Origin of the sequence: Streptomyces sp. NPDC059895, assembly GCF_042731035.1 — a bacterium.
GTDB lineage: Bacteria > Actinomycetota > Actinomycetes > Streptomycetales > Streptomycetaceae > Streptomyces.
On the sequence record NZ_JBHWKO010000037.1, the window covers coordinates 60,986 to 82,352 of the forward strand.

18 protein-coding genes and 1 pseudogene are annotated in these 21,367 nt (G+C 74.1%); 9 read left to right on the top strand and 10 right to left on the bottom strand.

The window, feature by feature from the left end:
• Positions 1 to 153: 153 nt before the first annotated feature.
• Both ACFV9M_RS31610 and ACFV9M_RS31615 read left to right on the top strand, forming a co-directional pair.
• Positions 154 to 1,416: a DUF6777 domain-containing protein gene (locus tag ACFV9M_RS31610; RefSeq protein ID WP_385074498.1), complete on the top strand. Its 1,263-nt coding sequence runs from the start codon at positions 154 to 156 to the stop codon at positions 1,414 to 1,416.
• Between the two features lie 108 nt (positions 1,417 to 1,524).
• Positions 1,525 to 1,980, top strand: coding sequence for an ATP-binding protein (locus ACFV9M_RS31615; RefSeq protein WP_385074501.1), 456 nt, complete (start codon positions 1,525 to 1,527; stop codon positions 1,978 to 1,980).
• A gap of 51 nt (positions 1,981 to 2,031) precedes the next feature.
• Here ACFV9M_RS31615 and ACFV9M_RS31620 read toward each other — a convergent pair whose 3' ends face one another.
• Positions 2,032 to 2,919, bottom strand: coding sequence for an RNA polymerase sigma factor SigF (locus tag ACFV9M_RS31620; RefSeq protein WP_385074516.1), 888 nt, complete (start codon positions 2,917 to 2,919; stop codon positions 2,032 to 2,034).
• Between the two features lie 335 nt (positions 2,920 to 3,254).
• Here ACFV9M_RS31620 and ACFV9M_RS31625 point away from each other — a divergent pair, with 335 nt between their 5' ends.
• Together ACFV9M_RS31625 and ACFV9M_RS31630 are read left to right on the top strand one after the other, a co-directional pair.
• Entirely contained in the window at positions 3,255 to 3,659 is a 405-nt protein-coding gene (locus ACFV9M_RS31625) for a helix-turn-helix domain-containing protein (RefSeq protein WP_385074503.1), read from the top strand.
• A 370-nt stretch (positions 3,660 to 4,029) separates the two neighbouring features.
• Positions 4,030 to 4,512 carry a VOC family protein gene (locus ACFV9M_RS31630; RefSeq protein ID WP_385074505.1) on the top strand — a complete coding sequence of 161 codons (483 nt, stop codon included), beginning with the start codon at positions 4,030 to 4,032 and terminating at the stop codon, positions 4,510 to 4,512.
• Between the two features lie 435 nt (positions 4,513 to 4,947).
• Here the strand turns inward: ACFV9M_RS31630 and ACFV9M_RS31635 are convergent.
• Positions 4,948 to 5,946 (bottom strand): annotated as a pseudogene (locus ACFV9M_RS31635) (family 2B encapsulin nanocompartment shell protein); the annotation flags it as partial.
• Between the two features lie 231 nt (positions 5,947 to 6,177).
• Here ACFV9M_RS31635 and ACFV9M_RS31640 point away from each other — a divergent pair.
• Positions 6,178 to 6,984, top strand: a complete 807-nt coding sequence (locus ACFV9M_RS31640) for a VOC family protein (RefSeq protein ID WP_385074508.1) — start codon at positions 6,178 to 6,180, stop codon at positions 6,982 to 6,984.
• 136 nt (positions 6,985 to 7,120) lie between these two features.
• Complete coding sequence (locus tag ACFV9M_RS31645; protein ID WP_385102599.1) at positions 7,121 to 7,816, top strand: ribonuclease H; 696 nt, start codon at positions 7,121 to 7,123, stop codon at positions 7,814 to 7,816.
• 15 nt (positions 7,817 to 7,831) lie between these two features.
• On the opposite strand, the gene ACFV9M_RS31650 is transcribed toward ACFV9M_RS31645, so the two are convergent.
• A complete protein-coding gene (locus tag ACFV9M_RS31650) occupies positions 7,832 to 8,284 on the bottom strand; it encodes an SRPBCC family protein (RefSeq protein ID WP_385078827.1) in 453 nt (150 codons plus the stop codon).
• Between the two features lie 320 nt (positions 8,285 to 8,604).
• On the opposite strand from ACFV9M_RS31650, the gene ACFV9M_RS31655 reads away from it, so the two are divergent.
• Entirely contained in the window at positions 8,605 to 9,822 is a 1,218-nt protein-coding gene (locus ACFV9M_RS31655) for an FAD-dependent monooxygenase (protein WP_385078824.1), read from the top strand.
• A gap of 101 nt (positions 9,823 to 9,923) precedes the next feature.
• Here the strand turns inward: ACFV9M_RS31655 and ACFV9M_RS31660 are convergent, their stop codons facing one another.
• Positions 9,924 to 11,645 (bottom strand): cholesterol oxidase substrate-binding domain-containing protein, encoded by a 1,722-nt coding sequence (locus tag ACFV9M_RS31660; RefSeq protein WP_385078821.1) that lies wholly within the window; start codon positions 11,643 to 11,645, stop codon positions 9,924 to 9,926.
• Between the two features lie 136 nt (positions 11,646 to 11,781).
• On the opposite strand from ACFV9M_RS31660, the gene ACFV9M_RS31665 reads away from it, so the two are divergent.
• Positions 11,782 to 12,765 carry an aldo/keto reductase gene (locus ACFV9M_RS31665; RefSeq protein ID WP_385078818.1) on the top strand — a complete coding sequence of 328 codons (984 nt, stop codon included), beginning with the start codon at positions 11,782 to 11,784 and terminating at the stop codon, positions 12,763 to 12,765.
• A gap of 161 nt (positions 12,766 to 12,926) precedes the next feature.
• Entirely contained in the window at positions 12,927 to 13,352 is a 426-nt protein-coding gene (locus ACFV9M_RS31670; RefSeq protein ID WP_385078830.1) for a DUF6328 family protein, read from the top strand.
• Here ACFV9M_RS31670 and ACFV9M_RS31675 read toward each other — a convergent pair.
• The 6 genes from ACFV9M_RS31675 to ACFV9M_RS31700 form a co-directional block, all read right to left on the bottom strand.
• Complete coding sequence (locus tag ACFV9M_RS31675) at positions 13,273 to 14,004, bottom strand: DUF2238 domain-containing protein (RefSeq protein ID WP_385078815.1); 732 nt, start codon at positions 14,002 to 14,004, stop codon at positions 13,273 to 13,275. The genes ACFV9M_RS31670 and ACFV9M_RS31675 overlap by 80 nt on opposite strands.
• A gap of 93 nt (positions 14,005 to 14,097) precedes the next feature.
• Positions 14,098 to 15,069 carry an LLM class F420-dependent oxidoreductase gene (locus tag ACFV9M_RS31680; RefSeq protein ID WP_385078812.1) on the bottom strand — a complete coding sequence of 324 codons (972 nt, stop codon included), beginning with the start codon at positions 15,067 to 15,069 and terminating at the stop codon, positions 14,098 to 14,100.
• A 74-nt stretch (positions 15,070 to 15,143) separates the two neighbouring features.
• Entirely contained in the window at positions 15,144 to 16,814 is a 1,671-nt protein-coding gene (locus ACFV9M_RS31685) for a serine/threonine protein kinase (protein ID WP_385078809.1), read from the bottom strand.
• 302 nt (positions 16,815 to 17,116) lie between these two features.
• Positions 17,117 to 18,076 carry a pyridoxal-phosphate dependent enzyme gene (locus ACFV9M_RS31690; protein WP_385078807.1) on the bottom strand — a complete coding sequence of 320 codons (960 nt, stop codon included), beginning with the start codon at positions 18,074 to 18,076 and terminating at the stop codon, positions 17,117 to 17,119.
• Positions 18,077 to 18,271: 195 nt separating this feature from the next.
• A complete protein-coding gene (locus tag ACFV9M_RS31695) occupies positions 18,272 to 19,612 on the bottom strand; it encodes a CAP domain-containing protein (RefSeq protein ID WP_385078804.1) in 1,341 nt (446 codons plus the stop codon).
• A 106-nt stretch (positions 19,613 to 19,718) separates the two neighbouring features.
• Positions 19,719 to 21,029, bottom strand: a complete 1,311-nt coding sequence (locus ACFV9M_RS31700; protein WP_385078801.1) for a serine hydrolase domain-containing protein — start codon at positions 21,027 to 21,029, stop codon at positions 19,719 to 19,721.
• Positions 21,030 to 21,367: the final 338 nt, after the last annotated feature.

The window sequence follows — 21,367 nt, forward strand, 5'->3', positions numbered from 1 at the left end:
TGCCACGCTAAGCAGCGCCCGGGCCGCGCGCCTGCCGGGAGGGCCGCCCGCGTGCGCTTGCGGGCGGTGCCCGGACGGAGCACACAATGGTGAGGTCGGGGACGAGTGGCGCACAGGACAGGAACGCCGCGGAGAACCACGTCGGGAGTGCCCGTGAGCGTCGAACCGCCGCCCTCCGGCCGCCCCACGGGACCGCCCCCCGGACCCCTCTCGGGTGGAGGCCCGCCCGCCGGGCCTCCCTCCGGCCCGCCCGCCCTGCCTCCCCGCCCCCCGCCGTCCCCGCCGCCCGGCGGGACCCCGGGCGGCGCGCCCGAACCCCGCAGGCCGTGGTGGAGGTCCGCGCCGCGCCTCGCCCTGCTCACCACCGCGCTCGTGGCCGTGGCGGCCCTCGCGCTCGTACTGACCCGCACCGACGGCGGGGGCACCCCCGCGGGCCAGGGGGAGGTCTTCCTCCAGGCCGCGGCCGGGACCGGCCCCTACCCCTTCACCGACAACACCGCCACCGCCACGTCCGCCCCGCCCACCTCCACCGCCCCGGCGACCGAGGAGAGGGCCACGGACGTCGTCCGGGCCGTCGACGGCGGAGCCGGCGGACTGTACGGCGGCACCCGCGACGTGGCCGCCTGCGACGTGGAGAAGCAGATCGCCTTCCTCGGGGCCGAGCCGGCGAGGAACCGGGCGTTCGCCTCCGTCGCCCGGGTCGACCCCGCCCAGGTCCCCGCGTACCTGCGCTCCCTCACCCCCGTGCAGCTGCGCCTGGACACCCGCGTCACCAACCACGGATACAGCGACGGGGAAGCCACCGGCTACCAGGCGGTCCTCCAGGCCGGCACGGCCGTCCTCGTCGACGCCCGCGGCGAACCCCGCGTCCGCTGCGCCTGCGGCAACCCGCTCACCCGGCCGATCGCCCAGAAGACCGCACCGGAACCCACCGGCGACTCCTGGCCGTCGTACCGGCCGTCGAACGTCGTCGTGGTGCTCCCCTCGTCGACCGTGATCGACGTCTTCGTGCTCCACGACGGTGACGACGACGGCTGGTTCGCCCGGGAGCGGGGCGACACCGGGCGCGAGGACCGTCCCGCCGCAGCGCCGGAGAACCCACCGACCCCGTCCGGGAGCGTTTTCCCGCCCGCCTCGCCGTCGACCCCCGGAACACCGTGCCCCTCGCGCCCGGCCGACGCTCCCGGCAGTTCGACGTGTCCGCCGGCGTCGGCCGGCACCTCCCCGCCGTCGCTCTCGCCCGCCTCACCGCCGCCGCCCTCCCCGGAGCCGGAGCCGCCCTCACCGCAGCCGCCGGCTCCGCCGTCTCCCGGCGCGCCCTCGACCGGTCCGACCTCCGCCCCGCCGCCCGGTCCGTCGGGCGAGCCCGGGCACGGGGCGTCCCCGCGGCCCGCCGGAGGCGCACCCGCCCTGTGAGCCAGCCCATGCACGCGGGGCACAACGCGGGGGACTGCGCCGCCCGGCACGGGGTACGAGACCAGGTGCAGTAGCGTCCGGCCAGTCCGGCCTCCGAGAGAGAACAGCATGACCGAGCACCTGGACGGGGCAGTGATACCGACCGGTTTCGACGTACCCGTGGAACCGCTGCGACGAGCGGCGCACTACACCGGCGAACCCGGTTCGATCGCCGATGCCCGTGCCTTCGCCGCCCACTTCGTCGACCAGCTGAGGACGGAGTGGTGCGCCACCGTCGACGAGCGTGCCCTGGGGGAGGTGCTCCTGGTCGTCAGCGAACTGGTCACCAACGCCGACCGGCACAGCAACGGCCCCTACATCCTGGAACTGGAGGGCTCCGAGGCCTCGGTCACGGTGTCCGTCTACGACAGCAGCGACGCGCTGCCCCTGCGGTACCCCAAGGACCCCCAGCGCATCGGCTGTCACGGCCTGGAGATCGTGCACGCCCTCGCGACCGAGGTCACCGCCGAGCGGATCCCGGTCGGCAAGCGCGTCCGCGCCCTGATCGGGCTCGCGCGGCGGTGACCGGGCCCGCGGGCGGTGAGCCGTGGGGCCGAGGCCCCACGGCGTCGGGGGTCAGGCGCAGCCCAGCTCGCCCAGCATGCCCTGGCGCAGCCGGGTGATGATCCGCTTGATCAGGCGGGAGACGTGCATCTGGGAGCAGCCGAGCCGCTCACCGATCTCCGCCTGGGTGGCCTCCTCCACGAACCGCAGATGCAGGATCCGCCGGTCGCGCTCGCTGAGTTCGGCCATCAGCGGCGCCAGCGAGTGGAAGTCCTCGACGAGCCGCAGCCCGTACTCCTCCACGCCGATGAAGTCGGCCAGCACCGCCTCGCCGTGCTCCGGGCCGTCCCCGGTGAGCGCGGCGTCGAGCGAGGAGGAGTTGTAGCCGTTGGCGGCGATCTGCGCCTCGACGACCTCGGCCTCGGAGAGGTTCATCAGCGTGGCCAGCTCCGCGACCGTCGGTTCCCGGTCCAGCCGGCTGGCGAGCTCGTCGCGGGCCTTGGCCAGTTCGACGCGCAGTTCCTGGAGCCGGCGCGGCACGTGCACCGCCCAGGTCGTGTCGCGGAAGAAGCGCTTGATCTCACCGACGATGTAGGGCAGCGCGAACGAGGTGAACTCCACCTCGCGCGAGATCTCGAACCGGTCGATGGCCTTGATCAGGCCGATCATGCCGGTCTGGACGATGTCCTCCATGTCGTCGCCGCGGCCCCGGAACCGCCCGGCCGCGAACCGCACCAGCGACATGTTCATCTCGATGAGGGTGTTGCGCGCGTACTGGTACTCGTGCGTGCCCTCCTCGAGTTCCGTCAGCCGCTGGAAGAACTGACGGGACAGCTCCCGCGCGTCGCGGGGGGCCACGCTGCTCGGGTCCTCGACTCCCGGCAGCGGCGTGCCACCCGTGCCGGTCCCGGCGGTGTCCTCGACGACCTGAGCCTTCGACCCGATCACGGCGGTGTGCATTCCCTCTCCCACGTCAGTCACGGTACGACGTCTGCTGTTCCCGGTGCGTGAGCGGACCGAGTGCCCACAGGTCCGCTCAGGAGGCGGATACCCCGAGTCGGCCGACACATGCCAAGCGTATTCGAGCCGCCCCACCGCGGCGGGGCGCGAGCCGGGAAAATGCCCACAAGCCGGTGGTGACGCGGGGCGGAAGGCCGGGGGAACCGGTGGCCCGGCCGGCGCCGCGGCCGGTGGGACACGTTCGTCCGTCCGGGGGACGGCCCACCCGATCCGATTCCCCTGAGGGCGGAACGCCGTGCCCTTCCCGTACCGGCCCCCGCTTTTAGGCTGGGCGGGTGAGCAACCAAGCGCCGAACCCAGCCCGCCTCATCCCGCTGCGCCCACCGGCCGAGCGCCCGGGAACCGCCCACGCCGACGGCCGTCCGCCCGCCCCCAGGGAGCCCCTCTGGCGCGACCTGGTCGGTGACGTCCTGCGCCGCGAACGCCAGGCGCAGGAGCGGACGTTGCAGGACGTCGCCGACACCGCCCGTATCTCCATGCCGTACCTGTCCGAGGTGGAGCGGGGCCGCAAGGAGGCCTCCTCGGAGGTCCTCGCGGCCGCCGCCCACGCCCTCGGCCTGAGCCTCGGCGACCTGCTGGCGCGCGCCCAGGGCGAGCTCGTCCGGGTGACCGCCCCGCGCGCCGGCGCGCGGCGCACGCCGACGACCTCGTCGTACGACGGGCTCTGCCTGGCCGCCTGAGACACCGCCCGGGCCGGCGTCTCACACCTGCGGGAGACGCCGGCTCAGCACCTCGTCGGCCAGGCCGGCGCGTCGGCGGGCGGCTTAGCGGCGGCCAGGCCGGCGAGTCGGCGGGCGGCTTCGCGGCGGCCGGGCTGGCCGGCCTCGCCGCCGCGCTGACCGGATACCTGCTGTCCCGCCGCCGCCGTCCGTCGACTCGACCGCCCACCTCGGCACGTCGCGGGTCGGCGAGAAGAACGGACGCGACTCATGTCCTCAGTGATCCGCGTTGATTTCCGCCCGTTCCCCGGACGGGCGATGAGTTCCGCGGCGCGCACCGGTCGACACTGACGAGCGCGCTCCGCGTTCCGCCCCGCAGCAGGAGGACCTCATGACCACCGACGGATTCACCACGTGTCTCTGGTTCGACGGCCAGGCCGAGGAGGCCGCCCACCACTACGTGTCGATCTTCGAGAACTCCGGCGTCGGGAACGTCGCACGCTACACCGAGGCCGGACCGGGCGTCCCCGGGTCCGTGGTCACCGTGGAGTTCACGGCGAACGGCCAGAAGTTCGTCGCGCTGAACGGCGGCCCGGAGTTCCGCTTCAACGAGGCGATCTCCTTCCAGATCGACTGCGCCGACCAGGAGGAGGTCGACCACTACTGGGACAGGCTCCTCGAAGGCGGTGGCGAGCCCGGCCCCTGCGGCTGGCTCAAGGACAAGTACGGGGTGTCCTGGCAGGTCGTCCCCACCGTGCTCCTCGAGATGGTCACCGACCCCGACCAGGAGAAGGCCGCCCGCGCCACCAGGGCCATGCTCTCCATGGGCAAGCTCGACATCGCCGCCCTCCGGAAGGCCTACGACGGACGGTAGCGCCCGCCGTCCGCCACCGAGGGCGCCGGCCGCGATCCCCCGGTCACCCGCCGGCGCCCCCGCTCCGCCGTCAGACCCGGTCGGCCGCGATCAGCAGCCGGCGATGCCCCGCTTGCGGGCCTGCTCGCCCGCGAACTCGGCCTGCTTGGCGGAGATCGTGACGCCGTCCGCGTGGCAGCCGTAGCGCAGGTGCGCCACCACGCTGCCGCCCCCTCGCCCGCACCCGGCGTCGAAGACGCGGTCGGCCCGCGGCGTGTACCGTGCCTCGTCCCAGGCCGCCTCGGCGAGGTAGCCCAGGTGCAGCCGGGCGATGTCGTGCACGACCCGGTTGGTCTGGCCGGGCGTGGCCAGGACCGCGTAGTCCCGCAGCGCCCAGTGGTAGGAGCGCAGCGGCCCGTCGGCCTGCACGCCCCGCGCCCACTCGGCCTGGAGGCCGGCCAGCGAGTAGTAGGCGGTCACCAGGTAGCGGATGACCGAGTTGGCGTCGATGCCCATGAACCGCACGTTCAGCCCGGGCTGGAACTCCTCGGGGATGCCCGTCTGGTACAGGCCGACGACCCCCTGGTCGGCCTCCCCGGTGCGCAGCGCGAGGATGCTGCTGGTGTGCTGCGCACTGATCGGGATCTTGTTGCAGGGGAAGATCGGCACCCCGCGCCAGGCCGGGACCCCGTGCCCCTGGACGGTCGCCGTGCCCGGCACCAGACCACGCCGGTTGCACTGGCGGAAGAAGGCCGCGATCGCCTTGGGGTGGGCGAGGAACAGCTTGGTCCCGCGCCGCATCGACAGCAGTTCGTCCATGTCGTCCGGGGTCGGCGGGCCGGTGAAGGTGCTCACCCGCTGCCCGTAGTCGGCGTTGTGCAGCAGCCCGAACTCCCGGTTGTTGACCAGTTCCCACTCCTGCCGTTCGCGGATCTCCTCGACCGTCAGGCGGAGTTGCTGCTCGGTCTGGTCCATCGGGTGGTTGTAGAGGTCGGCGACCCGGGTGTGGACGCGCAGCACGGTCTGGGTGAGGGACAGCTCGTACTCGCGCGGCGCGAGGTCGTAGTCGACGAAGCCGCCCGACACCGTCGGCTCGCCCGAGTGGCCGGCCTGCACCGGCAGGTCCGCCTCGCCCTTGCGGTTCATCGGCAGCCGCTGCCGCCGGACACAGCCGTCGAGGTGCGCGGCGAGGGACGGCACCCGCCCGGTGAACTCGCGCACCACGTCCCAGGGGAGCGCCAGCACGACGCCGGCGGTCTCCGCGCGCACCGAGGCCAGCCACAGCGGGTCGTCCTGGCCCACGGCCTCGTCGCCGAGCTGGTCCCCGCCGGTGACGACTCCGATGATCTCCTCCTCGCCGTACTTGCCGGAGGTGAAGCGGGTGAACCGGCCGTGGACGACGAGGTAGGCCTCCGTGACCGGCTGACCGGCTGACCGGCTGACCGGCTGACCGGCCTCGAAGGGCACTCCGGCGCGGAACGGCTCGGCGCGCGGAGCGGCGCCCGGGTGACTAGCGTGAGGGGACGTACGAACCTGCCCGGACGGATGAACGAACGGACGAACGGACCGCCGGACCGCCGGACCGCCGGATGATCGGACCGCCGGACCGCCGGACCGCCGGACGATCGGACCGCCGGACGGGCCGGCCGCACCGGGCAACCCCGTCACGACGGAAGGGCCGCCGCCATGGCCGTGCAACCTGAGGGAGCCCCGTGCTGGGCCGACGCGATGTTCGGTGACCTCGACGGGGCGAAGCGCTTCTACGGCGAGGTCCTCGGCTGGACCTTCGGCGATTCCTCGCCCGAGTACGGCTACTACACCCAGGCCTTCGCCGACGGCCGGACGGTCGCCGCCGTCGTCCCGCCCATGCCCGGTCAGGAGGGCCCGGCCCAGTGGTGCCTGTACCTGGCCTCCCGGGACGCCGCCGCGACCGCCGCGAAGATCCGCGAGAACGGCGGCGAGGTGCTGATGGAGCCGACGCGGGTCGGTGAGTTCGGCACGATGTGCCTGGCCCGGGAGCCCAGCGGGGCCGTGTTCGGCGTGTGGCAGGCGGGCACCCACGAGGGCTTCGCGACGATGGGCACCCCCGGTGCCTACGCCTGGGCGGAGGTCTTCACCCGCGAACCCGGGAGGGCGGACGCGTTCTTCTCCGCCGTCTTCGGCTACGGCCAGAAGCGGATGGAGGGCGAGGCGACCGACTTCCGCCTCTACGACCTCGGCGAACGCCCCCTCCTCGGCCGCATGCGGATGGGGGACGACTTCCCGCCCGAGGTCCCCCCGTACGTCGACGTCTACTTCACCGTCCCCGACTGCGACGGTGCCGTCGCCGCGGCCACCGGGCTCGGCGCCACCCTGCGGGTCGGTCCCATGGGCACCCCGTTCGGCCGGTTCGCCGGCCTCACCGACCCGCAGGGCGCGAACTTCTCGGTGATCGACGTCACCACCACCGAGGGTGACATGCCGAAGACCACCGACGTCACCGACGTCTCGTAGCGGCGACCGGACCCTGCGACCGGACCCTGCGACCGGACCCTGTCGCCGGACCCCGCGGCCGGGTCCCTCGTGGCCCGGCACCCGGCCCGGCACCCGGTGGCCGGACACCCCGCCCGACCGTGGCATCATCGTGCGCATGCGTGAACGTGTGGTGGCCGCGTGCGACGGGGCTTCGAAGGGAAACCCGGGACCCGCCGGCTGGGCCTGGGTGATCTCCGACGACGGTGAGGGACCGGCCCGCTGGGAGGCCGGCCCGCTCGGCACGGCCACCAACAACGTCGCCGAACTGACCGCGCTGGAGCGCCTGCTGGCCGCCGTCGACCCGGACGTGCCGCTGGAGATCCGCATGGACTCGCAGTACGCGATGAAGGCCGTCACCACCTGGCTGCCCGGCTGGAAGCGCAACGGCTGGAAGACGTCCGCCGGGAAGCCGGTCGCCAACCAGGACCTGGTGGTGCGCATCGACGCACTGCTGGACGGCCGCACCGTCGACTTCCGCTACGTGCCCGCCCACCAGGTCGACGGCGACCGGCTCAACGACTTCGCCGACCGGGCGGCCAGCCGGGCGGCGGTCGTCCAGGAGCCCGCGGGCAGCGCCCTCGGCTCGCCCGAGCCGCCGCCCTCGCCCGACACCCCGCCGGCCACGGGCGCACGACGCCGGACCGCCGGGGGCAAGGCACCCCGGCGGTCCGGCGGTTCGTCGTCCCGCACGATCAAGGCCAAGTTCCCCGGCCGCTGCGCGTGCGGGCGGTCCTACGCGGCGGGGGAGCCGATCGCCAAGAACGACCAGGGCTGGGGCCACCCGGAGTGCCGTACGGCGGCCGCCGGGTGACCGGGCCGGCGTCGGTCAGGTGACCACGCCGCGCCAGCCTCCGGTCTCGTGGCCGCGCTCCTCGATGTACTCCTTGAAGCGCTTGAGGTCTCCCTTCGTCTGCCGCTTCACGACCCCCAGCTTGTCGCCGATGGTCTCCAGCATGCCTTCCGGCTCGAAGTCCAGCTGCAACATCACCTTGGTGTGGTCGTCGTCGAGGCGGTGGAAGGTCACCACGCCGGCCTGCCGGGTCTCCCCGCTGACCGTCGTCCAGGCGACCCGCTCGTCCGGGATCTGCTCGGTGATCTCGGCGTCGAACTCGCGGTGGACGCCGTTCACGTCCGTGACCCAGTGCGTGAGCGTGTCGGTGCGCTGATCGATGCGCTCCACCCCGCTCATGAACTCGGGGAACGTCTCGAACTGCGTCCACTGGTTGTAGGCCGTGTGCACGGGGACACTGACCTCGATGGATTCCTCGACCTGCGTCACGGTCGTCTCCTCCTTCACTCTCGTCCACTCTCGTCCGGTTCGCAGCCCCGGGTACCCCTGGCCCGCGCACCGAACCCCGCCTCGTCCGGTAGGGCCGCGGGCGCGGTGCGCGCGGGACGCGGAAGGGGCAATTCCTCTCCGTGGAAACGATCCTTCCGGTGATTTTCACACCACCCCCTCGGGCCGAGGGCGTGGCTTCACGTGGGGAACGGGGCGGAATAGGCCATATGGGGCCAGCGAGTCGTACAAGCCGACTGCTACTCTGCGTCGTCAATCGGCCACGGTTCGTCCGTCCGGCCGCGCTCCGTCCATGCCAAGAGGTGTGCGTGAAGGTCGCCTGTGTCGGCGGCGGGCCCGCGGGCCTGTATCTCTCGATCCTGCTCAAGCGGCAGAACCCGTCTTACGACATCACCGTCCACGAGCGCGGCCCCGAGGGCTCGGCCTACGGCTGGGGCGTCACCTACTGGCGGTCCCTGCTCGACGAACTCCACGCCCGCGACCCCGAGTCGGCCCGCGCCCTCGAGGGTGCCTCCGTGCGCTGGAGCCAGGGCGTCGCCCGCGTCCGGGGGATGACGGCCCGTCAGCCCGGGGACGTGGGCCACGGCATCGGCCGCCACCGGCTGCTGGAGATCCTCGCCGACCGCGCCCGATCCCTCGGCGTCCACCTGGAGTTCGAGCGCGAGATCTCGGCCGACGACCCGCCGGAGGCCGACCTCCTCGTGGCCGCCGACGGCGTCCACAGCGCCCTGCGCGCCCGCCACGCCGAACACTTCGGCACGGACCTCACCACGGGCCGCAACCCCTACCTCTGGCTCGGCACCACCCGCGTCCTCGACTCCTTCACCTTCGCCTTCGTGGAGACCGACCACGGGTGGATCTGGTGCTACGGCTATCCCCACAGCGCCGAGCGGAGCACCTGCGTCATCGAGTGCGGCCCGCGCACCTGGACCGGCCTCGGCCTGGACCGGGCGGAGGAGACCGACGGACTGCGCCGGCTGGAACGGCTCTTCGCGCACGTCCTCGACGGCCACCCCCTGATCGCCCGCGCCCCCGCCGGCGGCCCCGCCCGGTGGCAGACCTTCCGCACCCTCACCAACCGCGCCTGGTACCGCGGCAACCTCGTCCTCCTCGGCGACGCCGCCCACACCACCCACTACTCCATCGGCGCGGGCACCACCCTCGCCCTGGAGGACGCCTTCGCGCTGGCCGACGCCCTGCGGGAGTGCGCCGACCTCCCGCGGGCCCTCGCCCGCTACGAACGCGAACGCAAGGCCGCCCTCCTCGCCCCGCAGAGCGCCGCCCGGCACAGCGCCCAGTGGTACGAGAGCCTGACCCGCTACATCCACCTCCCCCCGGAGCAGATGTTCGCCCTGCTCGGCCAGCGTCACTCGCCCCTGCTCCCGTACGTCCCGCCCCAGCTCTACTACCGGCTCGACCGCGCCGCCGGGCGACTGGAGGCGCTGCGCCGGCTGAAACGCTGGCTGGGCCCGAGGCTCGCCCGGACCGCGCACACCCGCGCGTCGGCCACGCGCGCATGACCCGGTGAGGCCGTCCGTCCGGCGGCCCCGGCCGACGCGATCGCCGACCGCTGCGGACCGACACGGTCCGGGCCCACCCCACGCCCTGACCGACAGGGCCTCTAGCCGAACAGCCGCGCGTGCAGCGGGGCGCGGAAGACCCGGTGCGGGTCCAGCCGCTCCAGGGTGTCCGCCGCGTCGGTCCACACCGCGCCGAAGGAGGACGGCACGGCCGTCTCCAGCACCTCCTCGTCGCTCCACGCGGAGGTGCCCGTGTACCCCCAGCCCTTGGACCACTCGACGCGGGCGAGGGCGTGCGTGCCGTCGTACGTCGTCAGCAGGAACGCCTCCAGCTCGCGGTAGAACGCCTCGGCGTGCGGGGTGCCGGGCAGCGTCAGCACGTCCAGCCAGACCGCCGTGTCCCACTCCGGCCGCCCCGGGTCCGGCCGCAGCGCCGACAGCGACGGCGCCCGCGCTCCCGCCCGCCCGGCGTCCGCCGGGTCGTCGAGCCCGGTGACGCGGATCTCCACCGCGCCGTTGACGGGGAAGCGCCCGGCGGCGGCGTGGGCCGCGAGCCGCTCGCGGTAGAACGCGGTGAACTCCGCGACGACCCGCTGCACCCGGTTCCGGCCGGTGAGCACCGCGTAGCCGTTGGCGTGCACCCGCAGGGTGGTCGGCCTCAGGTACAGCAGGGTGTTCTTCGACGGCCCCCAGATGTCCGCCGACAGCGTCGTCACCAGCCCCAGCGCGGCCGCGTCGAGCTGCGCGTTGCCCAGCAGCGGAGCCAGGTACCAGGCCGCGCCCGACACGATCCGCCCGACCAGGTCCGCCACCGGCGTCGGGACGCTGTCGGAGAACGGATAGTTGTACGGGGACGTCACCCGCCGTGAGGTGAGCGGCTTGACCGGCTCCACCGACCACACCTTCAGCCACGGGAACTCGGTGAACGCGAACCAGATCGCCTCCGCCCGCCCGTCCGACTCCAGGAAGCTCTCCAGGGTCCGCCCGTCCGAGCCGGGCGCCGCGAACAGTTCGCTCGCCGGGATGTCGGTACGGCTGACGCAGCGCAGCCGGGTGTCGGGCCCCACCCGCAGGGTCACCTCCGTGACCAGGGAACGCCCCAGGTGGGTGAGGAGCGCCGCGCAGTCCGCCTCGTCCCGGGTGAACGTGCGCAGCGCGTAAGCGCCGCTCGCCGGGTCCCACACCACGGCGGTGAGGGAGAGCACGAGGTTGCTGAGCGACCCGTACGTGTGCCCGGGCAGCCGGTGCTCGCCCCGCGCGGGCACGGCGGTGCCGTGGGCGCCGACGGCCAGGGCGCCGCCCAGCGTCAGGTCTCCGGGCGCGGGCGACGCGGTGACGCCGAGGCCGTGCCCTTCGAGGTAGGTGAGCAGGGCCTCCAGCGTGACCCCGGTGCCGGCGCGCACCTCGTCGGCCGACTCCAGGGCCAGGCCGTCGAAGTGCGGGGCGGTGTCGACGAGCAGGACCCGCGCGTCCGACGGCGTGCCCTCCGCGACCGTCAGCGGCGACCAGCCGTGCGAGGCGCCCCGGGCACGCACCGTCCAGCCGTGCCGCCACGCCCAGTTGACGACGGCGACCGCCTGCGCGGGACCGTCGGGCGCGCAGGCCCACAGTCCTAGAGCGGTGATCTCGCCGTCCCAGTTGCGGTACGCGGTGCGGGAGAGGGCCACGCCCGCCGGGAAGCCGGGCAGATCCGCCGCCGCGGCGGCCGGGTCCGCCGCGATCAGACACGGCACGGCGGCCAGGGCGGCCGCGGTGCGCAGCAGGCCGCGGCGGGTCCAGGACGTGTCTCCCGGCTGATGGTTGCTCAGTGAACGATCAGTCACGGGCTCACGGTAGGGGCCTGTCCGCGCGGAGGGCCCGACCGTCGAACATCATCACTCCTGCGGGTGAAATATTCACAGGTGGCGGGCCGGAACGGCCGGTTCACCGCGGGGCCGGGACGGATGACAGACTGACGCCATGGACGAGCGCGAATTCGGTAGGTCCGGTCAGCACGCATCCGTCGTCGGCCTCGGCACCTGGCAACTGGGCGCCGACTGGGGCGACGTCGACGACAAGGAGGCCCTGGCGGTCCTGGAGGCGGCGGCCGAGTCGGGGGTCACCTTCTTCGACACCGCCGACGTCTACGGCGACGGACGCAGCGAGCAGACCATCGCCACCTTCCTGAGCAGCCGCCCCGACCTGCACGTGCTGGTCGCCACGAAGATGGGCCGGCGCGTGGAGCAGATCCCGGAGAACTACGTCCTGGACAACTTCCGCGCCTGGAACGACCGCTCCCGGCGCAACCTCGGCGTCGACCGCATCGACCTGGTGCAGCTGCACTGCCCGCCCACCTCCGTCTACTCCTCCGACGAGGTCTTCGACGCCCTCGACACCCTGGTGGAGGAGGAGCGCATCGCCCACTACGGCGTCAGCGTGGAAACCTGCGCCGAGGCCCTCACGGCGATCGCCCGGCCCGGCGTGGCGAGCGTGCAGATCATCCTCAACCCCTTCCGCATGAAGCCCCTGTACGACGTGCTCCCCGCGGCCCGGGAGGCCGGCGTCGGCATCATCGCCCGCGTCCCGCTCGCCTCCGGCCTGCTGTCGGGCAAGTACACCAAGGACACCGTCTTCCCGGAGAACGACCACCGCACCTACAACCGGCACGGCGAGTCCTTCGACCAGGGCGAGACCTTCTCCGGCGTCGACTACGCCACCGGTGTCGAGGCCGCCGCCGAGTTCGCCGCCCTCGCCCCCGAGGGGTACACCCCGGCCCAGCTGGCGCTGCGCTGGATCGTGCAGCAGCCCGGCGTCACCACCGTGATCCCCGGGGCCCGCTCGCCCGAGCAGGCCCGCGCCAACGCGGCCGCCGCCAGGCTGCCCGCCCTCCCGGAGACGACCCTGGCGGCGATCCGGGACCTGTACGACCGGCGGATCAGGGAGCAGGTCGAGGGACGCTGGTAGCGGCCGGGCGGCGACCTGGAAGAAATCGCCGCTCAGGGGGTACTCGCCCGGGAGACGACCGAACAGTCACTCGACCCGGGGAGGACCAGGTGGCGGAGACCGCGGCGGAGGCCGAGCGGCGCAGAGGGCGCGACGAGACGGAGGAGGAGAGAGCGGACCGGATGTGGGGGGAGCTGATCCAGGAGGTCCGCGTCGCCCAGACAGGCGTCCAGATCCTCTTCGGCTTCCTGCTCACCGTCGTGTTCACGCCGCGCTACGCGGATCTCGCGCACGTGGACCGGGTCATCTACATCGTGACCGTCGTCCTGGGCGCCTGCGCGACCGGCGCCCTGATCGGGCCCGTCTCCCTGCACCGGCTGGTCTCCGGGCGGCGCGTGAAGCCGCAGGCCGTCCGGTGGGCCTCGCGGATGACCTTCGTGGGACTGGTCCTGCTGCTCGCCACGATGACCTCGGCGCTGCTGCTGATCCTGCGGGTGGCGACGCACGACGGCTTCGTGCCCTGGCTGGTCAGCGCGGTGGTGCTGTGGTACCTGCTGTTCTGGTTCGGGGTGCCGATGTGGACCCGTCGCCGTTACACGTCGCGGTGACGCGCGACGCCTCCAGCCGCCGCAGCCCGCGGTCGTGCGCCCCGCTCAGCAGCAGGAGCGACAGCGTGGCCCCGATCAGCGCGCAGAACATGTCCCACTGCGTGTCCCACACGTCGCCCTGCGTGGCGAGGAAGGCGTCCGCCGCCTGCCCGCCGATCACGGCCGCCGCCCACTCGAACATCTCGAAGACGGCGCTGAAGGCCAGGCACGCGCACACCGTCAGCGGCGCCAGCCAGCGGCTGCCGCGCAGCGGGGAGGTACGGCTCAGCAGCTCACGCACCAGGATCGCGGGCACGAACCCCTGCACGAGGTGGCCGAACCTGTCGTACGGGTTGCGGTCCAGGTGGAGGGCGTCGCGCGCCCAGTCGCCCAGCGGGACCCGCGCGTACGTGTAGTGGCCGCCCAGCGCGAGCACCAGGGCGTGGGCCGCGAGGAGACCGCACAGCAGCCCGGTGAGCGGGAACCGCCGCCAGGTCAGCACCACCAGCGGCAGCCCCACGAGGATCCACACCGTCTCCAGTAACCAGGTGGTGCGGTCGTGGGGGTGCCAGGCGGACAGCGCCAGCCCCGCGACCACCACCCCGGCCGCCAGGACGGGAAGGGTGCGGCGCGGGGCGGCCGGCAAAGGGGTCATGGCGGGCAACGGGGTCATGGGACGCTCCTTGTCGGTGGAGCCCCATCCTGGAACACCGCCGGGGCGACGGCATGAGTACGGCTACTCAGGGCCGCCGTGGGCACGCTCCCGTCAGCCGAAGGCGTTCCGCAGCGCGGGCAGCAGCGTCTTCTCCGACCAGTTGAGGAACGCCGGCTGGGAGTCGCCGCCGATCTGCACCAGGGCGATCTCGGTGAAACCGGCCTCCGCGTACGGGCGTACGGCCTCCACGAAGTCGTCCGGGTCGTCGCCGCAGGGGATCGCGGAGGCCACGTCGTCCGGGGTCACGAACTGGGTCGCCGCCTCGAAGGAGTCCGGGTGCGGCAGTTCGGAGTTCACCTTCCAGCCGCTGCCGAACCAGCGGAACTGCGCGTGCGCCCGCTTCACGGCCGTCTCCCGGTCCGGGTCGTGGCACACCGGCAACTGGCCCACCCGCGGCTTGCCGGTCCCGCCGTGCCGGTCGAACGCCTCCAGCAGCCCGGACTTGGGCTCGGTGGCGATCACCAGGTCGGCGTACCGGCCCGCGAGCCGGCAGGACCGCTCCCCGGAGACGGCGATGCCGAGGGGCGTCGGCTCGTCCGGCAGGTCCCACAGCCGCGCCGACTCCACGTCGAAGTGTGTGCCGTGCCGCGTCACGTGCCCGCCCTCGAAGAGCGCGCGGATGATCTCCACCGCCTCCTCGAGCATCTCGTGCCGTACGTCCACGGTCGGCCAGCCACCGCCCACCACATGCTCGTTGAGGTTCTCCCCGGAGCCGAGCCCCAGCCGGAACCGGCCACCGGACAGCAGTTGCATCGTCGCCGCCTTCTGGGCGACGACCGCCGGGTGGTAGCGCATGGTCGGACAGGTCACGTACGTCATCAACGGGATGCGCGACGTCGCCTGCGCGGCGGCGCCCAGCACGCTCCAGGCGTACGGGGAGTGCCCTTGTGCGCGCAGCCACGGAAAGTAGTGGTCCGACGTCACCGAGAAGTCGAAGCCCGCCTCCTCGGCCCGTACCAGGTGGTCGACCAGGTCACGAGGGCCGGCCTGCTCGGTCATCATCGTGTATCCGATTCGCACCATGCGTCCCGGGTCCCCGGTGGCCCGGTGGGGAAACGGGCCATGGGCGGCAGGGGAGTGCCGTCCCCCCGGGGGCGTCAGCCCGTGACGGGCCGGAAGGTCCGCAGGAAGGTGTCCAGGGCCTGCCGGTTCCCGGTCTCCTCCCAGTCGGCGGCGGGCGTCGTCCAGCGGAGCGAGAAGCCGCGGTGCCCGCCGAGGAGGAGCCCGCGCCCGAAGGTGCGCACCGGGGTGCCGGCGACGTCGACGAGCCACTCCATGTCGGCGGCCGCGTACCCCTGGTACGTCGTCGCCTCGATCGCGCCGACGCGCCGGAAGCCGTCCGCCTGCCGCAGACCGGGCTCGACGGTGTCGCGCCAGACGGCGACCGGGTCGGGGCCGACGCGTTCGCTGCAGGTCACCGCGAGGGTGCGCGGGTCGCCCGCCGCGCCGAAGGTGACGCGGTAGGAGACGTCGCCGGTGCGGGACGTGTCCAGCCGTTCCCAGTCGTCGGGCAGGGCGACGGAGAACCCCTCCGGCGCCCGGTACAGGCGGTAGCCGGCCGGCACCGCGCCGGTGGAGGCCGGGGCGGACGGGGTCGGCGACGCCGTGGGTGATGTCGGGGGTGACGCCGTGGGAGACGGCGGGGCGGACGCGGACGGGGACGCCGGCGGAGTCGGCTCGGGTGCCGGGGTGGCCGGTGCTCCGTCGCCCGCGTCGTCGCCGCCGGACGGGGCGGGGGACGCGGGGGGACGGGCCTGCGCGCCGCCGGACGCCGTCTCGCTCCCGCCCGGCAGCCGGCCCGTCGCCGCGAGGGCGGCGACCGCCACCGCGACGACGGCGAGCGCCGTCCCGGCGGCCACGGCCCGGCCGCTCCACCGCGGGCCGAGGATCGGGGTGACGGGATACGCCTGCCGCGGCCGGGGCGCGGGCACCGGGTGCGGACGCTCGTCGAGGACACGGGTGAGGGCCTGGCGCGCCACGGGCCGGGTCAGCCGCTCCCGGGAGTCCTTGCGCAGCAGCGCCTGCACGGTCGGGCCGAGGGCACCGGCCCGCAGCGGTGTCCGCAACGGCAGCCGGTCCACGCTCCGCAACGTCGTCCCGGGCCGGTCCCGGTCCCGGTACGGCGGCCGTCCCTCGACTGCCGTGTAGAGGATCGCGCCGAGCGCCCAGAGGTCGGCGGCCGGTCCGATCCGCTCGTCCCGCGCCTGCTCGGGCGAGGCGTACGAGGGCGCCGCGAGTCGGGGCGCGAGCGTCGCGCCGGCCAGGCCGAACCCCGTCACGACGACCGGCCCGCCCGCCCGGACGAACACCTGACCGGGGCTCAGCTCGCCATGGGTGATGCCCTCCCCGTGGGCGGCCTCGAGCACGTCGAGCAGTTCCAGCCCGAGCGCGGCCGCCCACGGCGGGCCGAACGCCCCCTGCTGCTCCAGGAGCTGCCCCAGCGGCTGCCCGTCGATCCACTCGGTGACCGTCCACAGAGAGCCCTCCTCCGCGAAGGCGTCGAGGACCGCGGCGACCCGGCCGGGACACACCCGGGCCATCGTCCGCGACATGCGCACCACGCGGTCGGCGGCCTGCTCCGCCCCCTGGGCGTCCTGGCCGGCGGGCAGGCCGATCCGGGTGACCAGGCACGGCCGGGAGCCCGCACCCGCCTCGGCGTACTCCCCGTACCAGCTGACGCGGTTGGTCTCCCGGTGGACGACGTCGAGGAGCCGGTACCGTCCGGCGACCGGCTCGTGCCTGGAGACGTGCGCCTTGACCATGGTCATCCCTCGCTGGATCCCCGGAACACTCCTTTCCCAGTGGTACGGCGGGCGACGGGGCATCCGTTCAAGAGAACGCCTCGCGGCCGCAATTCCTGTCTTTCATTCAAAAATGGCCGAGCGGATACGGGGGAAAACACAGTCACTTCGCCCGGTCCGGCGGTCCGACCAGCGGCGCTGCCCCGGTGGAACGTCGTGAGACGTCGCGCCGGAGCCGCCCGGCGAACCCTCCACGGGGAGCGGTCCATTCCCCGCCGCGATGCCCGCGGCGGGAATTGCCCGCCCCGGCGCGAAGCCCGGACCGGCGCTCAGCGCAATCCGCATCGCTCGGCCCAGGCCGCCATGTCCGACACCGTCGCGTTGCCCCCGCAGACCACCAGTCCCAGCCGGGCGCCGTCCCCCACCCGCCGCAGGACCCGCCGGGCGGCCGGGAGGAGGCATCCGGCGGCCGGCTCGGTCCACACCTTGGCGTGCTCGGCCAGTTCGTGACAGCCCCGCACGGCCTCCCGGTCCGGCACCACGAGCACATCGGTCACCAGGGCGGAGACATGGTCGTACGTCAGCGGCGCGGCGGCGGGCGCGCTGAGGGTGGAGACGAGGGACGACAGCTCCACCGGCACCGGTCCGCCCGCCGCCAGCGCGGCGGACATCGCCTCCGCGCCCTCGGTCTCCACCCCCCAGATCCGTACGTCCGGACGGCGGGCCCGCAGCGCCGTCGCGACACCGGAGACCAGCCCGCCGCCCCCGACGCTGACCAGCACGTCCGTCAGGTCGTCGGCGTCGTCGGCGAACTCCAGCCCGACCGTGCCCTGACCGGCGACGACCACCGGGTCGTCGAACGGGTGGACCAGCGTCAGGCCTTCGTCCCGCAACCGGTTCACGAGGGAGAACGCCTCGGCCATGCCGTCGGTCAGCCGCACCGTCGCGCCCGCCTCCTCGGCGATCCCGACGGCCCGGGACGGCGCCGAACGCGGCATGACCACGGTGGCCTTGACGTCGAGGGCGGCGGCCATCACCGCCACCGCGATCCCGTGGTTGCCGCCGCTGACCGCCACCACCCCGGCCGCCCGCTCCGCCGCGTCGAGCGAGAGCAGTTTCGCCGTCGCCCCGCGCGCCTTGAAGGAGCCGGTGCGCTGCAACAGCTCCAGCTTGACCGTGACCGGTGCGCCGAGCAGCGCCGACAGACCGGGGCTGGACAGGGTCGGGGTGCGGATCACATGCCCGGCGATCCGCTCCGCCGTCGCTTCGATGTCCGAGATGCCGATCAAGGATGACCACCTTTCCGGCGCGCCGGTCCGGGCGCGCCCCAGGGCACCCTGTCGCGGGCGACGGGCCAGGTCAAACCGCGGCGGCGGCCCCGCGCCCGCGCGGATCACCCGGCGCCCGCGCGGGGGCGCGGCGGCACGCCCCGGCGGGTGGGGAACGGACCCGGGGGAGTCCTGATGGGATGCCAGAAGGGGACGTCAGGCGCCGAACAGCTGCGTCCAGTACGTGCCCGAGGGGCCGCCGCCCGCGAAGCCGACGCCGATGTGGGTGAAGGCGGGCTTGAGGATGTTGGCGCGGTGACCGGGGCTGTTCATCCAGTCCTCCACGACCTCGGCGGGGGAGCGCTGGCCGCAGGCGATGTTCTCGCCGATCGTCCGCCGGGCGGACCCCGCCGCTGCCGCCCGGTCCCACGGCTGGGTGCCCTCGGGCGAGGTGTGGGAGTAGAAGCAGCGCGCCACCATGTCCACGCTGTGGGCCCGCGCGGCGGTGGCGAGCAAAGGATCGGGGGCGAGGGGCGGCAGCCCGGCGCGCGCCCGCTCGCGGTTGGTGAGGCCGACGACGTCCGCCTCGGTCCGCGCCAGACCGGCCGGCGTGCACGGGTGCGCCCACAGGGCGGTCCAGAAGACGTCGCCGGTCCGTGCGTCCCGGACGTGGGCCCATCCGGTGTGGGTGAACGCCGGGTCGTGCAGGGTGCGCCGGGTGCGGTCACCGCCCAGGCAGTACGTCACGAACTCGGCGGGCGTGCGGGGGCCGGAGACCAGGTGCTCCCCCACGGTGAGGTACCGGTATCCGGTGGCCGTGACGCGCTGGTGGACCGAGACGCCGTCCGGGCCCTCGGCGTCGAGGCGTCCGGCGGCGGCCATGGCGGCGGCATGGGCCCGGGCCGCGGAGACCAGCCGGGCGTCCAGCGAGACGGCGGGGGAACCGGCCGCGGCGCGGGCCGGGTTGACCAGGGCGAGGAAGCCGTCGGGGTCCGCCGGGGGCGGGGGAGCGGACGGCCGCCGGGACAGGGGGACGGGCGAAGGCGCGGGGGCGGACGGCGACGCGGGCGCCGGCTCGTCCTCGGTGACGTCCACGCCGAAGTCCCGTGCGAGTCCCGCCAGCCCGTCGGCGTACCCCTGTCCGAGCGCCCGCAGCTTCCACCCCGTGCCCCGCCGGTAGACCTCCGCGAGCAGCAGGACCGTCTCCTGCCGTGGGGGCGGCGGCACGAACCGGGCGAGCGGGCGGCCGCCGGGGTCGGTGACGTGGAGCGTGGGGCGGGGCAGACGGGCCAGCGGCGCTCCCGGGTCGGCGGCGCTGACGACCACCGTGACGCGGGTGGCGCCGGCCCGCAGCCCGGCCGGGTCCAGGGTGAGCGTGTCGCCGCGCAGGCGGGCTCCCGGGGCCGCCGGCTGGTTGTAGAAGACGAAGTCGCCGTCCCCGCCGACCTTGCCGCTGTCGTCCGTGACCAGCGCGCTGACGTCGAAGGGGCCGGGCACCCGCACGGCCAGGGCACCGCCCGGGAGGGGCACATTGCCCCCGGGGGTCAACTCGCTCATCCCGCCGCCCTGGTGTCGTCGTCCGGCCCCGTGGGGCCCTGCCCGCCAAACGGCCGGCGGGACCGGAGGGTTCCCGGCCGTCCCGCGCCCGCCTCCCCGCGCCGGGTCACTCGCGCACGGTCGCCGGGGTGACGTCCTCCGCCCGCTCGTGCGGCGGCACCACCCCCTTGCGCGCCTTCGTCCCGGTGCCGGTCCCGGCCCCCGTTCCGCAGAACACGGACTCCAGGGTCCGCAGCATCGTGTTGTGCACGCGCGCGCTGTTGGACGCGTTGGCGAGCGCGCTCAGGCTGCGCCGCCCGTCCGCCGACGCGAACGCGTACGTGTAGTAGCCCTGCACGGCGCCCGTGTGCCCGTACACCGACACCCCGCAGGACAGGTCGCGGCGCCGCAGTCCCAGCCCGTACGCCTGCCCGGTGCCCGCCGGGACCCAGCGCTGCATCTGCTTCAGTCCCTCGGCCGAGGTGAGCTGCCCGCGCAGCAGGGCCGACAGGAAGGTGTTGAGGTCACGGGTGCTGGAGACGATCGCGCCCGCGCTCTGCGCCCACGACACGGTCTGCCGGGTCGCGTCGACCAGGGCGGTGGCGGGGGCGTCGGGGGTGAGGTAGCCGCGCGTGTGGGTGCCGGGGATCGCGGTGTCGGGGTGGACGTAGAAGGTGTCGCGCAGTTTCAGCGGCTCGATGATCCGCCTGCCGTACTCCGTGCCCACGGGGTGTCCGGTGAGCTTCTCGACGAGCATCCCGGCGACCACGAAGTTGGTGTTGGAGTAGGAGTAGGCGCCGCCCGGGTCGGTCGTGCGCGCGTGGCGCAGCGAGAGGTCGACCAGCTGACGGTAGGTGAAGACCTTGGTGCGGACCGCCTCGAACCCGGACACGGTCTGGGCGAAGAGGTCGTTGGTGTAGTCGTACAGGCCGCTGCGGTGGCTCAGCAGGTGGCGGACCGTGATGCGGTCGTCGGGCAGCAGCCCCGGCAGGTGGCGGTTGACCGGGGCGTCCAGGGAGAGCTTGCCCTCGTCGGCGAGTTGCAGCAGGACGACGGCGGAGAAGGTCTTGGTGACGCTGCCGATCCGGAAGCGGTCGCCGGCGCCGAGCGCCCGGCCCGCGCTCCGGTCGGCGACGCCCACGGTGAGCCAGTGGGCGGTGCCGCCGTCGTCGATCCGTGCCATCGCCCCGGGCGCCCCCTGCTCGGTCGCCGTGCGCAGGACGTCGCGCAGACCGGCGAGGTCAGGCTGCGGCGGCACGCCGAAGGCCGCGGCGGGGAGTTCCGTGGGCCGTGGCCGCGCGGACACGGCGGGCGCCGGAACCGCCAGGAGGGACAGCAGCGCCACCCCGAGCGCCGTCCCTCCCCGCAGCGCCCGCGCGCGCCTCCTGGCCCGCCGTTCGCGCGGGTCCGTCGCCGGCGCGGGATCGGTCACATGCATGCGAGGCATCCTTCTTCCGTTCCGTCACATCTCCTCGACCGACGCACAGTTGGTCGTTCGCCGATCCCTGTGCGGTGCGGTCGGCCAAGTATGGCCGCAGAAGAGCACAAAAGCGATGATGTCGGCTTTACGCGGACATGCCTCGGTTGTGGGGGGTCGCAGTGGTGCGGCGAGCCCGCGGACACGGTCCGGTTTCACCGTCACCGTGACGGCGGCCGCCGGGAGAGCGGAAACAGACGGTGCGCCCGGACTCAATGAGGAGTCCGGGCGCACCGGGGAGACGGCCCCGACGGCCCGCTGTCATCGGGGCGTCGGGGCCGTGGGGCCGTGGGGCCGTG

Coding starts and splice junctions, on each gene's coding strand:
- ACFV9M_RS31615 (WP_385074501.1), top strand. CDS start 1,525: ATGACCGAGCACCTGGACGGGGCAGTGATACCGACCGGTTTCGACGTA.
- ACFV9M_RS31620 (WP_385074516.1), bottom strand. CDS start 2,919: ATGCACACCGCCGTGATCGGGTCGAAGGCTCAGGTCGTCGAGGACACC.
- ACFV9M_RS31630 (WP_385074505.1), top strand. CDS start 4,030: ATGACCACCGACGGATTCACCACGTGTCTCTGGTTCGACGGCCAGGCC.
- ACFV9M_RS31640 (WP_385074508.1), top strand. CDS start 6,178: ATGGCCGTGCAACCTGAGGGAGCCCCGTGCTGGGCCGACGCGATGTTC.
- ACFV9M_RS31645 (WP_385102599.1), top strand. CDS start 7,121: ATGCGTGAACGTGTGGTGGCCGCGTGCGACGGGGCTTCGAAGGGAAAC.
- ACFV9M_RS31665 (WP_385078818.1), top strand. CDS start 11,782: ATGGACGAGCGCGAATTCGGTAGGTCCGGTCAGCACGCATCCGTCGTC.
- ACFV9M_RS31670 (WP_385078830.1), top strand. CDS start 12,927: ATGTGGGGGGAGCTGATCCAGGAGGTCCGCGTCGCCCAGACAGGCGTC.
- ACFV9M_RS31675 (WP_385078815.1), bottom strand. CDS start 14,004: ATGACCCCGTTGCCCGCCATGACCCCTTTGCCGGCCGCCCCGCGCCGC.
- ACFV9M_RS31680 (WP_385078812.1), bottom strand. CDS start 15,069: ATGGTGCGAATCGGATACACGATGATGACCGAGCAGGCCGGCCCTCGT.
- ACFV9M_RS31685 (WP_385078809.1), bottom strand. CDS start 16,814: ATGACCATGGTCAAGGCGCACGTCTCCAGGCACGAGCCGGTCGCCGGA.
- ACFV9M_RS31695 (WP_385078804.1), bottom strand. CDS start 19,612: ATGAGCGAGTTGACCCCCGGGGGCAATGTGCCCCTCCCGGGCGGTGCC.
- ACFV9M_RS31700 (WP_385078801.1), bottom strand. CDS start 21,029: ATGCATGTGACCGATCCCGCGCCGGCGACGGACCCGCGCGAACGGCGG.